The 12232-nt window shown below is 61.5% G+C and carries 12 protein-coding genes; 5 read left to right on the forward strand and 7 right to left on the reverse strand.

Annotation, left to right across the window (positions count from 1 at the left end):
- The first annotated feature begins 280 nt into the window (after positions 1-280).
- The 3 genes from CFter6_RS03345 (at position 281) to CFter6_RS03355 (ending at position 2964) form a co-directional block, all read left to right on the forward strand.
- Positions 281-1021, forward strand: coding sequence for a response regulator (locus CFter6_RS03345; RefSeq protein ID WP_061538718.1), 741 nt, complete (start codon positions 281-283; stop codon positions 1019-1021).
- Positions 1018-2334: a sensor histidine kinase gene (locus CFter6_RS03350; protein ID WP_061538719.1), complete on the forward strand. Its 1317-nt coding sequence runs from the start codon at positions 1018-1020 to the stop codon at positions 2332-2334. Before CFter6_RS03345 ends, CFter6_RS03350 begins: the two co-directional genes overlap by 4 nt.
- A gap of 210 nt (positions 2335-2544) precedes the next feature.
- Complete coding sequence (locus tag CFter6_RS03355) at positions 2545-2964, forward strand: organic hydroperoxide resistance protein (RefSeq protein WP_061538720.1); 420 nt, start codon at positions 2545-2547, stop codon at positions 2962-2964.
- A 56-nt stretch (positions 2965-3020) separates the two neighbouring features.
- Here the strand turns inward: CFter6_RS03355 and CFter6_RS25925 are convergent, their stop codons facing one another.
- From CFter6_RS25925 to CFter6_RS03370, 4 genes are all read right to left on the reverse strand, one after another.
- The gene (locus tag CFter6_RS25925) at positions 3021-3161 is read right to left on the reverse strand and encodes a hypothetical protein (RefSeq protein ID WP_167351351.1); all 141 of its coding nucleotides are present in this window, start codon (positions 3159-3161) and stop codon (positions 3021-3023) included.
- Between the two features lie 240 nt (positions 3162-3401).
- Positions 3402-4451 (reverse strand): porin, encoded by a 1050-nt coding sequence (locus tag CFter6_RS03360; protein ID WP_061538721.1) that lies wholly within the window; start codon positions 4449-4451, stop codon positions 3402-3404.
- A gap of 155 nt (positions 4452-4606) precedes the next feature.
- Positions 4607-5950 carry an MFS transporter gene (locus CFter6_RS03365; protein ID WP_061538722.1) on the reverse strand — a complete coding sequence of 448 codons (1344 nt, stop codon included), beginning with the start codon at positions 5948-5950 and terminating at the stop codon, positions 4607-4609.
- 334 nt (positions 5951-6284) lie between these two features.
- On the reverse strand, positions 6285-7454 hold the full coding sequence (locus CFter6_RS03370; protein WP_061538723.1) for a 4-hydroxybenzoate 3-monooxygenase: 1170 nt from the start codon (positions 7452-7454) through the stop codon (positions 6285-6287).
- Between the two features lie 141 nt (positions 7455-7595).
- Between CFter6_RS03370 and CFter6_RS03375 the strand changes: the two genes are divergently transcribed.
- Entirely contained in the window at positions 7596-8525 is a 930-nt protein-coding gene (locus CFter6_RS03375; protein ID WP_061538724.1) for a helix-turn-helix domain-containing protein, read from the forward strand.
- Positions 8526-8607: 82 nt separating this feature from the next.
- Entirely contained in the window at positions 8608-9798 is a 1191-nt protein-coding gene (locus CFter6_RS03380) for an acetyl-CoA C-acyltransferase family protein (protein ID WP_061538725.1), read from the forward strand.
- 46 nt (positions 9799-9844) lie between these two features.
- Here the strand turns inward: CFter6_RS03380 and CFter6_RS03385 are convergent, their stop codons facing one another.
- The 3 genes from CFter6_RS03385 to CFter6_RS03395 form a co-directional block, all read right to left on the reverse strand.
- Positions 9845-10498 (reverse strand): YcbK family protein, encoded by a 654-nt coding sequence (locus CFter6_RS03385; RefSeq protein WP_061538726.1) that lies wholly within the window; start codon positions 10496-10498, stop codon positions 9845-9847.
- Positions 10499-10594: 96 nt separating this feature from the next.
- Positions 10595-11299 (reverse strand): glutathione S-transferase N-terminal domain-containing protein, encoded by a 705-nt coding sequence (locus tag CFter6_RS03390; RefSeq protein ID WP_061538727.1) that lies wholly within the window; start codon positions 11297-11299, stop codon positions 10595-10597.
- 125 nt (positions 11300-11424) lie between these two features.
- A complete protein-coding gene (locus tag CFter6_RS03395) occupies positions 11425-12048 on the reverse strand; it encodes a trimeric intracellular cation channel family protein (protein WP_061538728.1) in 624 nt (207 codons plus the stop codon).
- Positions 12049-12232 lie beyond the last annotated feature (184 nt).

The raw sequence follows: 12232 nt of genomic DNA on the forward strand, positions 1-12232 counted from the left end.
ATTTTTTGTATCGACGCCGTTGCAGATACACTTGGACACAAATCGTCCCGGGATCCGCGTTATAAAGCAAACATTGCTATCCTGGAGACCCGGAATGAATATAGAAACTGCGCAAAAACACCGCACAGATCCCGCCGCGGCGGAGCCGGCATGAGGCGGCTTCTTGCCATGCTGGCCTTTGTCGCCGGCGGCCTGGCGACGGAACTGGGTGCCCCGTTGCACTGCGACCTGATCCATGTCAGCCGCCCATGTCAAAGACGCCGTAAGGTATGATTCCCAAATGGAAAATCCAGACCACGTACTGATCGTCGACGACGACCGCGGCATCCGTGAACTGCTTGCCGGCTATCTCGAAAAAAACGGCATGCGCACCTCGCTGGCTGCCAACGGACGGCAGATGCGCGCCGTGCTGGAGCAGGGTGCGCCGGACCTGATCGTGCTCGACCTGATGCTGCCGGGCGAAGACGGCCTGGCGCTCTGCCGCGATCTGCGCGCCGGCAAATGGCGCACGGTGCCGGTACTGATGCTGACCGCCCGCGGCGAAGAAACCGACCGCATCATCGGCCTGGAGATGGGAGCGGATGATTACCTGGCAAAACCGTTTGCGGTGCGCGAGCTGCTGGCGCGGATCCGTGCCGTGCTGCGCCGGGCGCGCATGCTGCCGGTTAACATGCAGGTTACCGAAGCGGCCCAGCTGCTGGCTTTCGGCGACTGGCGGCTCGACACCACGGCGCGCCACCTGCTGGATGCCGACGGCACCATGGTCGCCCTGAGCGGAGCCGAATACCGCCTGCTGCGGGTGTTCCTCGACCATCCGCAGCGGGTGCTGACGCGCGACCAGCTGCTCAACCTGACGCAGGGCCGGCAGTCGGACCAGTTCGACCGTTCTATCGATCTGCTGGTCAGTCGGCTGCGCCAGAGGCTGCAGGACACGGCACGCGAGCCGCGCTACATCAAGACCCTGCGCAGTGAAGGTTATGTGTTCTCGGCGGCGGTCACCCTTCTCGGTGGCCAGCAGTGAAGCTGCCGCTGCACTGGCCGCGCACGCTGTTCGCCCGGCTGGCCCTGATCCTGTGCGTGGGGCTGGCCCTGGCGCAAATGATGTCGTTCTGGCTCACCATGACCGAACGCAACCAGGCCGTCACCAACATGATGATGGGTAATATCGAGCGCGAGGTAGCCAGTTCGGTAGCCCTGCTCGATCATCTGCCGGCTGCCGAACGCCCGGCGTGGCTGCCGCGGCTGGCGCGGCGCAACTATGTGTTCGAACTCGGCGCCGGCATTGCCGGCGTGCCGCCGGATGCCCGCCTGTCGGCCCTGGTGGCGGCATCGATCGCCGCCGGCATCGGCACCACCTATCCGCTGACCGTGAATGCCATCCCCGGCCCGCGTGAGCACTTCCAGGTGCACCTGCGGCTGAGCGACGGCATGCCGCTGACCATCGACGTCCGGCCGATAGCCGGCCTGCCGCTGTCGCCCTGGCTGCCGCTGGTGCTGGCATTGCAGCTGGCGGTGCTGGCCGTCTGCTGCTGGCTGGCGGTACGGCTGGCGACACGGCCGCTGTACCAGCTGGCGCAGGCCGCCGATGCATTGGGACCGGACCTGAAAGCTGCGCGACTGGCAGAAACCGGGCCCAGCGAGGTGGCGCGCGCCGCCAAGGCGTTCAATGCGATGCAGGACCGCATTGCCATCTACATGGCGGAACGGATCCAGATCCTGGCGGCGATTTCGCATGACCTGCAAACGCCGATCACCCGCATGCGGCTGCGCGTCGATGTCATGGATGAAAACCCGCAACATGCCAAGCTGCAGCAGGACTTGCTGGAAATGGAAACCCTGGTGAAAGAAGGCGTGGCCTATGCGCGCACCTTGCACGGCGCCGCTGAAACGCCGTGCCGCATCGATCCCGACGCCTTGTTCGACAGCCTGGTGTGCGACTACACCGATGCCGGCCAGGACGTTACCTTGCAGGGCAAGGTCGCCAATGCGCTGGTGACGCGGCCGCAGGCGCTGCGCCGCATCCTTGGCAACCTGGTCGACAATGCACTGAAATATGCCGGGGCGGCTGAGGTCATGGTGGCGATGCAGCAAGATGGCCAGGTGAGGATTGAGGTGCTGGACCGCGGACCCGGCATCCCGGCAGATGCGCTGGAAGCTGTGTTCGAGCCGTTCTACCGGCTCGAAGCGTCGCGCAACCGCCATACCGGCGGCACCGGGCTCGGCCTTGCCATCGCACGCCAGCTCACCCTTGCCATGGACGCCACGCTGTCTTTGCACAACCGTGCCGGCGGCGGGCTGGAAGCCCGGCTGACATTGAAGAACCTGGGTAGCTGAACCGCCACTTTTGTATGCGCGTGTATCCGCTTACAGCCAGGGTACGCCTGCATACAAAAAGCGCGCCGGCGATACACACTTCAGATACAGACGATACGCATACTTTGCAGCAGTCGCCCGGTTTTTCCAGGCGACGCGCACCGGCAGAGAGCATCCATGCAGCGACCGCGCCGGCTATCCGAATCAACCAGAATCTGCCAGGAACCCACCATGACCCAACTCGAAAAAGTACTGTACACAGGTAAAACCCACACCTCCTCGGGAGGGCGGGACGGCGCTTCACGCAGCTCCGACGGCCGGCTCGACATCAAGCTTTCGTCGCCCGGCAGCGCCGGCGGCGGCACCAATCCGGAGCAGCTGTTCGCAGCCGGCTGGTCGGCCTGTTTCATCGGTGCGATGGGGATTGCTGCCGGAAAAATGAAAGTCGTCCTGCCGCCGGACCTGGCGGTTGATGCGGAAGTGGACCTGGGCGTCACCGGCGCCGCTTACTTCCTGCAGGCCCGCCTTAACGTCAGCCTGCCCGGACTGGAACGCGAAGTCGCCCTAGCCCTGACGGACGCCGCACACCAGACCTGTCCGTATTCCAAGGCTACGCGGGGCAATATCGATGTCGTGATCAACCTGGTCTAGGACACCGAAATTGCCGAACAATCTGGCGCAGGCAGCTTAGTCATTCAATCGCTGAATCAAAGCGGATCGGGATCAGGAAACGGTTCCTCGACCGGTATGGGTACGTTGCCAGGTATCGGGTCCTCGACCGGCGGAGGAGTGTCGGGGACGGGCTTGCCAGGAGGTGCTTCTTCAGGCGGTTCTTGTGGAGTATGCATGGGTTTTCCTTCCGCGATCTGGCCTGGAAAATGAAATTGCGGCTGATTGTATGGTTTTGATGGGTCGACTCATGTCTTTGACAACGGCGCTGGCAAAAGCATTCCCGCTATTTTGCCAGCGTCCCGTCATAATAAAGTTGCATGTGCTTTGCCATCAACGCTGTACGTCAACGCGCATATCGCATATCGTCGGCCGCAACGTTGCACGTTGCGCAATAGATTTCCCTGTTGTTGCCCGGCTCAGAATTTATGGCGTAGGCCGAATATGAGGGCACGCGGGTCGGCGCCCGCATTGGCTGCGGCGACTTCATTGCCGTTCGCCGATCCGACGCCAAAGCTCGCTCCGGCATCGTTGCTGACGCGCGAGTAGCCGGTGTACAAGGTAGTCCGTTTCGACAGGTCGTAGTCGTACACCACGCCGTAGCTGCGTGAGTTGGCATTCGCCGTGCTCTTGTTTTTCAGGCTGCCGTAGCTGAAATTCAGGCGGCCGCCGCCAAGCGGGACATCCATTGCCAGCGACCAGAAATCGTAATCCGGAATGGCGGCGCTGCTGGCATCGTTGCGCACCGTTTCAGCCACCAGGTAAGGTTTCAAGAAGACGAAGTCATAAGACACGGCCGCAGCCAGGTATTTGGTGATGTTGTCCGGTGCGGAAGGTGTTTTTTTCTTGGAGGCGTAGCTCACCGCCGCGGACAGCGGACCGTTATCGTAATTGGCCTGGATGTTGAACAGGTTGCCGTACGATTTGCTGTCGGTCGCCACCGTGGTGTTTTCTCCCAAGGCGTAGAACAGCGTCAGCGTCACGCCGGCAAACACCGGCGAAACATACTTGATCGAATTGTCGAGACGCACATCTTCGATGGCCGGCACGTAGGCTGCCGAGGCATCGCCGAAGCCGACTGCGTGCGTGCTGAATTTGACATGCATCGAATGCAGCGGTTCGTATTGGCGCCCCAGCGTGACGGCGCCGGCATTCGATCCCAGGCCGACGAAAGCCTGGCGGCCGAACAGCAGGCCGGTCTGGGCGAACGAACCGTTGTCGACATTGAAGCCGTTTTCCAGTGTGAACAGCGCCCGCAATCCGCCTCCCAGGTCTTCCGTCCCGGTGAAACCTATCCGGCTCTGGCTGAGGCTGCCGCTTTGCACACGGTTCAGGCTGTCCTTGCCGTTATTGGCAAACTCGATGCCGCTGTCGATGATGCCGTAGATGGTGACGTTGGTGCTTTGCGCGTGCGCTGCGCCGGTAATTGCGGTTAATCCAAAAAATGCGGCAAGAAGTGTTTTTTTCATGATTTTGTCTCCGGATTTTTTATGGTCAGGTGTTGCTGCAAGAATCAAAAGGCGATACGCGGCCTGGGCGAAGCGTGAGCTTCGCCGCCAGGTATGCGTGGTGGTAAGGGAAACCGGCTTATCTCATCGCAGCCGAGGAGCGCGGTTCCGTAAAATCAGCTGCTCATGCTTAGCTGCCCGTGCGATCTCAAATGAAGGTGCTTGAACAGCAGCGCCGCGGCGGCGACGAAAGCCGGCAGCGCCAGCATGCTGAAGATGGCGCTCAGGCCCCAGCCGAACTGCAGCAGCTGGCCGCCGATTGCTGCGCCCAGGATGCCGCCGAGGCGGCCGATGCCGAGCATCCAGGCGACGCCGGTGGCGCGGCCCTGGGTCGGATAGAAACCGGCGGCCAGCGCCGGCATCGACGACTGCGCGCCGTTCATGCACAGTCCGGCGACGAACATCAGCACGCCGAGCAGCACCGCGTCGCCGGTGCCGTGGCCGATGGCGTAGACAAAAATCCCGGTCAGCACGTAGGTGATCGCAATCGCCTTGTGCGCGCTCATGCGGTCCATCAGCCAGCCGACCGCCAGGGTGCCTATCACTCCACCCAAGGGAAACAGCGCCGTGATGTTGCTGGCCTGGGAGATGGAAAACCCGGCGTTCTTGATCAGCGTCGGCATCCAGCTGGTCAGCAGATAGAAAATCAGCAAGCCCATGAAATAAGTCAGCCACAGCATCAGCGTGCCGAACCGGTAGCGTGCCGAGAAAATCACCGCCAGCGCGGTTTTCCCGGCCAGGGCGACCAGTTCAGGCACGGTAAATTGCGCTTCCGAGGTAATCGATCCGGGCGCAATGCGGTTCAGCACATCGGCGATTTTTTTATCCGGCCAGCGCCGCACCACCATGAAACGCGGCGATTCCGGCAGCTGCAGCAGCAACATCGCCAACAGCAGCGGCAGGCAGCCGCCGACGATGAACATGCTGTGCCAGCCGTAACGCGGGATCATCCAGGCGGCTACAAAACCGCCCAGCGCCGAGCCCAGGGTGAAACCGCAGAACATGGTGTTGACGATCATCGAGCGTTTGCGCTGCGGCGCATATTCCGACATCAGCGTCACTGCATTCGGCATCGCCGCACCCAGTCCCAGGCCGGTCAGGAAACGCAGTACCGTGAGTATCTGGATCGAGCCGGCGAACGCAGACATCAGCGTCCAGAAGCCGAACAGCAGGACCGATGCCAGCAGCACTTTCTTGCGGCCGATGCGATCGGCCAGCGGCCCCGCCAGCAGCGCGCCGACCGCCAGTCCCACCAGCGCGGCGCTCAGCACCGGCACCAGCGCCGCTTTTTCTACATGCCATTCCTGGCTCAAGGCGGGCGCCAGGAAGCCGATGATGGCGGTGTCGAAACCGTCAATCGCGATGATCAGGAAACATAGTCCGAGGATCAGCCATTGGTAGAGGGAAAATGGTTTGTCGTCGATGAACTGCTGGACATCGATGGTCTGCCTGGCCGTCATGTTGCGCTCCCGGTGCGCGGCTGGAGCACCGCGGCGCTGCGAACGGCATGGATGGTAGGGGCGGCAAACGATTGCCGCAGGCTGGTGCGCATAGCTTTGTCTCCTGAATTTTATGTTTTTATCTTTTGTCGCCAAAGCGCAAGCAGCCGCCCTGCCGTGTTGCTTGTTGCCGCTTATTGTTAATATTGTGCAAGTCTGTGCTTGTTTCCGGTTTGCTGAATACTAGGGTTTGTCCTATTCCACATCAAGACAGTGATGTCGCGTAGTAAACGCATATCGCACGTATTGTGCGATATGCGCCCAAATTAGCTATTGTTTGCAACGCATCTGCTGTTTAAAACGGCATGCCGACGTAGTTTTCGGCCAGCGCCGTGGCTGCGGCGCGGGACGTGACCACATAATCCAGTTCGGCCCGCTGCAATTGTTGCTGGAAGGGCGACGCGCCGTCGAAATTGTGCAGCATGCTGGTCATCCGCCAGGAGAAATGCTCGGCGCGCCAGACACGCTTGAGCGCTGCCTCGGTATATCCCGCCAGCAGGTCTTGCCGGCCGTCCCGGTAGAACTGCTCGAATCCGCTCGCCAGCAGGCGTACATCCGAGACGGCAAGATTGAGGCCCTTGGCGCCGGTGGGCGGCACGATATGGGCGGCGTCGCCGGCCAGGAACAGCCGGCCGTACTGCATCGGGGTAGAGACAAAACTGCGCATGCCGATGATGTTTTTCTGGAATATGCGGCCTTCTTTCAACGCCCAGCCGTCTGCGCACGCCAGCCGCGTGTTCAGTTCCGACCAGATGCGGTCGTCCGACCAATTGTCTACCTGGTCCTTGGGATCGCATTGGAAATACAGGCGCTGCACCGTCGGCGAGCGCGTGCTTACCAGGGCGAAGCCGCGCTGATGCTGGGCGTAGATCAGTTCGTCCGAAGACGGCGGCGCCTCGACCAGGATGCCGAACCAGCCAAACGGGTAGCTGCGCTGGAAATCCTGGCGCGGATTCTCAGGAATGGCAGGGCGCGAAACACCATGGAAGCCATCGCAGCCGGTCACGAAATCGGCTTGCAGCACAGCGGGTTCTCCCAGGTGCGTATAGCGCACCGAAGGGGTCTCGCCCTGGAGATCGTGCAGGCTGACGTCGCTCACTTCGAATAGGATTTTTCCTTCAGCGGCAAGGCGGGCGGCCACCAGGTCCTTGATCACCTCGTGTTGCGCATAGACAGTGATCGAGCGTCCGGTAAGTTCGGTCAGGTCGATGCGGTGGCGGCGGCCGCCGAAGGCCAGTTCGATGCCGTGATGCACCACACCCTCGCGCTGCATGCGGGCGCCGACCCCGCTTTGATTGAGGATATCCATCGTGCCCTGTTCCAGCACGCCGGCGCGGATGGTGGCCTCGATCTCGCTCCGGCTGCGGCTTTCCAGAACCACAGATTCGATGCCGTTCAGGTGCAGCAGGTGCGACAGCAACAGTCCGGCCGGACCGGCGCCGATGATGGCTACTTGGGTTTGCATTGGTCTTCTCCATTTTTTTGATGATTTTTTTTGTACATCCCGATGGATATAAATCCTAGTCCAGCCAGCGCCGGTAAAAAATGGATGAAATGAGAAATAACTTGTACTATTTTGACAGTCGCCTCTTTCAGGAAGCAGGACATGGACGTTCGGCATGCAGTCAAAAAAACCATAAACGGAGACATCCCGCAATTCGCCCTGTATGGCGAAAACGCGGCGGCCGAGAATGCCGAATTTGTCCATATCGAGCTGATAGAAACGCGCAGCCGGTTGCACGACTGGCATATCCAGAGCCATACCCACCGCGGCCTGTTCCAGATCCTGTTCCTGTTCGGCGGCCATGTGCATGCCGAGATCGACTCCGGGCTGTGGGAATGCGAAGGGCCGGTGGCGATCACCATCCACCCTTCGGTGGTGCACGGTTTCGATTTTTCCAGGGAAGCACAGGGGTTTGTCCTGACGGTCGACCAGAACCTGCTGTTTGCCGACAAGCTGGGCGTGCATGCGACCTTGTTTTCGACGATTTTCGTGGAGCCGCTGGCGATCGCCCTGAGCGCAGTCGACGACAGCCGGCAGCGCATCGAAACCTTGCTGAAACAGCTGATGACGGAATCGTCATGGCCGCGCGCCGGCCATACCCTGATGCTGGAGTGGCTGGCGCGCAGCGTCTTGCTGCTGCTGGTGCGGCTGCATTCCGACCACCGCTCGGCGGACCGCAGCGGGCGCCAGGATTTCGAACTGTTCAGCCGCTTTCGGGTGCTGGTGGAAGAGCATTACAAAGAGCAGTGGCAAGTGAGCCGCTTTGCCGAGAAGCTGCGTGTCACGGAAAGCCGCCTGAATCGCCTGTGCCTCAGGCTCGCCGGAAAGTCTGCGTTCGACATGATGCAGCAGCGCCTGATGCTGGAGGCCAGGCGCAAGCTGACTTACGTACCGTCCGGCGTGGCCAGCATCGCCTATGAGCTGGGTTTCCAGGACCCCGCCTACTTCAGCCGCGCCTTCAAGCGGCATACGGGCATGACACCCAAGCAATTCCGGCAGCAGGCCTCGGCTGAAGGGGCGGATGCCTGCTAAAGTAGCGTTGTGGGCTTGGTCTGCCGCATTGACAGGGCAGCAAGCATTGCCGTCGCATCGTCAAACCAACAAGGAGATAAACATGGCCAATACAAGAGAAGTCGTCATCGTCGGCGCTGCCCGTACCGCTATCGGCGCATATGGCGGCGCGTTGAAGGACCTGGCGCCGGGCGAGCTGGGCGCTGTGGCGGTGAAAGAAGCCTTTGCGCGCGCCGGCGTCGATCCGCTGCAGGCCGGCCAGATCGTATTCGGCAACGTCATCCACACCGAGGCGCGCGACATGTATGTATCGCGCGTGGTGGGCCTGAATGCCGGCATGGGCAAGGAATCCACTGCGCTGACCTTGAACCGGCTATGCGGCTCGGGTCTGCAAGCGATCATCACGGCGGCCAACGCCATCCAGCTGGACGAGGCCGATGTCGCGGTCGGCGGCGGCGTCGAAAGCATGAGCCGCTCGCTGTATGGGACACAAGCCGCGCGCTGGGGCGCACGCATGGGCGACATCAAGATGGTCGACATGATGATCGGCGCCCTGTCCGATCCGTTCGGCGGCGGCCATATGGGGATCACTGCTGAAAACGTGGCGGAGAAATACAGCATTTCGCGTGAAGAGCAGGATGCCTTCGCGCTGGAAAGCCAGAAACGGGCTACTGCGGCTATCGCCGCCGGCTATTTCAAGTCGCAGATCGTGCCGGTCGAAATCAAGACGCGCAAAGGCGCTGTGTTATTCGATACCGATGAATATCCGAAGGCCGATGCCACCCTGGAGTCGCTGGCCAAGCTGAAGCCGGCGTTCAAGAAAGAAGGCGGCACGGTCACCGCCGGCAATGCTTCCGGCATCAACGACGGCGCCGCGGCTTGCGTCCTGATGGAAGCAGGGGCTGCAGTCCGCGCCGGACGCACGCCGCTGGCGCGCCTGGTTTCCTATGGGGTGGCGGGGGTCGATCCGACCATCATGGGCACCGGTCCGATCCCGGCCGTCCAGCTGGCCTTGAAGCGCGCCGGCCTGAGCTTGCAGGACATGGCGGTGATTGAATCGAACGAAGCGTTCGCTGCGCAGTCGCTGGGCGTATGCAAAGGGCTGGGCCTGGATCCCAAGCTGACCAACGTCAATGGCGGTGCTATCGCGCTGGGTCATCCTTTGGGTGCAAGCGGGACGATCATTGCGGTCAAGTGCCTGTATGAACTGATTCGTACTAACAAGCGCTATGGCTTGATCACCATGTGCATTGGCGGCGGTCAAGGCATTGCGCTGATCATCGAGCGTATCTGAAGCAATTCTTTTTGCGGAAGAACAATAGCTGCGGGGCTGCGGACAATCATCCTTTCCAGGTGCGCTGCAGTCCCGTATCGGCATGGATCCAGCCGCCGTTTTTCCCGGGCCGGTAATAGAAGCCGACGCCGCCCTGGCGGAAGCTGCGTATCAGGCCGCCCAGCACGTCCGCATCCAGTTGCGTGAGGCGGATGTCGGCTGCGCGGCCTTCCAGGTGCAGTGACTTGCGCGCCGCCGGCACGCCGGTTTCGATCAGGTGCTTGTTGGTGGCTGCGGTGCGGAATCCCGACAGGATTTCCAGCGGCTGGCTGATGCCATAGCGGGCGATAAAAGCCTGGGTGCCCCACAAGGTTTCGAGCAGCTTGGGATCTATCGGCGCTACCTGCTTGCCCTGGACATCGCGCAGCAGGTGGCACAGCTGCTGATAGGCCGATTCCTGGATTTCACCGTCTTTCCAGTACAGCAGCTTGGCGCGTTCGCCGCTGGCGGGGCGCGTCACTTCCAGCACCCGCGGCTTGAGCCAGAACTCCATGTCTACCAGTTGCGCGTCGAAGATGTCCGGCGGCGGATCCATCGGCGGCGCGTCGGCCGGAGCCTCTTTTGCGAAAGCCGCCGGTGCGGTCAATGGCAGCTGGCTGGCAAAAAGTCCGGAGGCGGTCAGGAACAAGCTCTTCTGCAGGAATTTTCGGCGCGATGACATGGCGGTCCAAATGTGATGGGATGGGCAATTTTATCGCACCATCCCCGCTTTGAGTAGCCGCCAGGTTCCGCCGGGCTGCGATCTGCCGGGTTGGGCTCAGCCGCGCTGCGGAATCGTCAAGCCTTTTGCCACCGCCGGCCGCGCCACGAATGCCTGGAGCGCCCGCGTGACATGCGGGAAATCCGCAATGCCCACCAGGTCGCCCGCTTCGTAGAAGCCGATCAGGTTGCGCACCCAGGGGAAGGTGGCGATGTCAGCGATGGTGTAAGCATCGCCCATGATCCAGCTGCGCTCGGCCAGGCGCTGGTTGAGCACCGCCAGCAGGCGCTTCGATTCCGCCACATAGCGGTCGCGCGGACGCTTGTCTTCGTAATCCTTGCCGGCGAATTTATTGAAAAAGCCGAGCTGACCGAACATCGGTCCGATGCCGCCCATCTGGAACATTAGCCACTGGATGGTTTCATAGCGGCCGGCCGGGTCCTTCGGCATGAACTGGCCGCTCTTGTCGGCGAGGTAAATCAGGATCGCGCCGGATTCGAACAGCGGCAGCGGCTTGCCATCCGGGCCGTCCGGATCGAGGATGGCCGGGATCTTGTTGTTCGGATTGAGCGACAGGAACTCAGGCGAGGTCTGGTCGTTGCTGTCGAAGCTGACCAGATGCGGCTCGTAAGGCAGGCCGGTTTCTTCCAGCATGATCGAGACCTTGACGCCATTGGGCGTCGGCAGGGAGTACAGCTGGATCCGCTCGGGATGCTGGGCGGGCCATTTTTTGGTGATGGGGAAGGAAGAAAGGTCGGTCATGAAAGCTCCTGGTTTTGATCTGTTTGGAAATGTGCCGGCGCCGGGCGCGGAAAACAGCCAGTCTAATGCAAGCCGGGTAAAGCCGCTCTCAAGGCGGCCGGTGTTTGCCGGGAGCATGCACACTGCTATTCAAAACCGCGGATGCCGCTGCCGTTAAAGCTGGGCAGTTTCCAGTGGAAGCGCAGGGCCAGCAGGCGCACCAGGAAACCTGCGCCGATCGCGATCAGGGGCGCTGCCGACGGATCGACATCCCACCGTAACAATCCGACATACAAGGCGCCGGTAAACAATGCGATGGTCGCATACAGCTCGCGCTGCAGCACCAGCGGAATCTCGTTGCACAGCACGTCGCGCAGCAGGCCGCCGAAGACGCCGGTGATCATGCCGGCCAAGATCACGATGCCGGGCGCCATGCCGGCGGCGCGGGCGACGTCGCAGCCGATCACGCTGAACGCCACCAGGCCGAGGCCGTCGACCACCAGGAACACGCTACGCAAATGGTGCAGGAAACGCGCCACCAGGGCGGTGACTACGGCGGCGCCGATGGTGAACAGCAGGTACTCGGGATGGGCGATCCAGCCCAGCGGATAATTGCCCAGCAAGATGTCACGCATGCTGCCGCCGCCCAGCGCGGTGATGGTGCCGACCACGCAGATGCCGAACAGGTCCATGTCGCGCCGCATGCCCATGATGGCGCCGGACATGGCTTCCGCCACGATCGCTATCAGATAGATGGTGTGTAGCAGCATAGGGCTGGCCTCCGGAAAAAAACAATTTCAGAATCGGCCCGCGCGCCTGCGCCAGCCGAGGACGGAATACACCTTGTTGCATGCATCCAGCGCATATGGATATGTAAAACCATCAGTTTGTATTGCCGCCTGTCTACTATATTCTCGTCTCCCATTAAAGAGCGCAACAGTTCTTTACAAAAGA

The sequence above is a fragment of the Collimonas fungivorans genome (assembly GCF_001584145.1).
Lineage (GTDB): Bacteria > Pseudomonadota > Gammaproteobacteria > Burkholderiales > Burkholderiaceae_D > Collimonas > Collimonas fungivorans.

Excerpts from the sequence above, each read along its gene's own strand:
- CFter6_RS03345 (WP_061538718.1), top strand. The coding sequence starts at position 281 with ATGGAAAATCCAGACCACGTACTGATCGTCGACGACGACCGCGGCATC.
- CFter6_RS03355 (WP_061538720.1), top strand. The coding sequence starts at position 2,545 with ATGACCCAACTCGAAAAAGTACTGTACACAGGTAAAACCCACACCTCC.
- CFter6_RS25925 (WP_167351351.1), bottom strand. The coding sequence starts at position 3,161 with ATGCATACTCCACAAGAACCGCCTGAAGAAGCACCTCCTGGCAAGCCC.
- CFter6_RS03360 (WP_061538721.1), bottom strand. The coding sequence starts at position 4,451 with ATGAAAAAAACACTTCTTGCCGCATTTTTTGGATTAACCGCAATTACC.
- CFter6_RS03365 (WP_061538722.1), bottom strand. The coding sequence starts at position 5,950 with ATGACGGCCAGGCAGACCATCGATGTCCAGCAGTTCATCGACGACAAA.
- CFter6_RS03370 (WP_061538723.1), bottom strand. The coding sequence starts at position 7,454 with ATGCAAACCCAAGTAGCCATCATCGGCGCCGGTCCGGCCGGACTGTTG.
- CFter6_RS03375 (WP_061538724.1), top strand. The coding sequence starts at position 7,596 with ATGGACGTTCGGCATGCAGTCAAAAAAACCATAAACGGAGACATCCCG.
- CFter6_RS03380 (WP_061538725.1), top strand. The coding sequence starts at position 8,608 with ATGGCCAATACAAGAGAAGTCGTCATCGTCGGCGCTGCCCGTACCGCT.
- CFter6_RS03385 (WP_061538726.1), bottom strand. The coding sequence starts at position 10,498 with ATGTCATCGCGCCGAAAATTCCTGCAGAAGAGCTTGTTCCTGACCGCC.
- CFter6_RS03390 (WP_061538727.1), bottom strand. The coding sequence starts at position 11,299 with ATGACCGACCTTTCTTCCTTCCCCATCACCAAAAAATGGCCCGCCCAG.
- CFter6_RS03395 (WP_061538728.1), bottom strand. The coding sequence starts at position 12,048 with ATGCTGCTACACACCATCTATCTGATAGCGATCGTGGCGGAAGCCATG.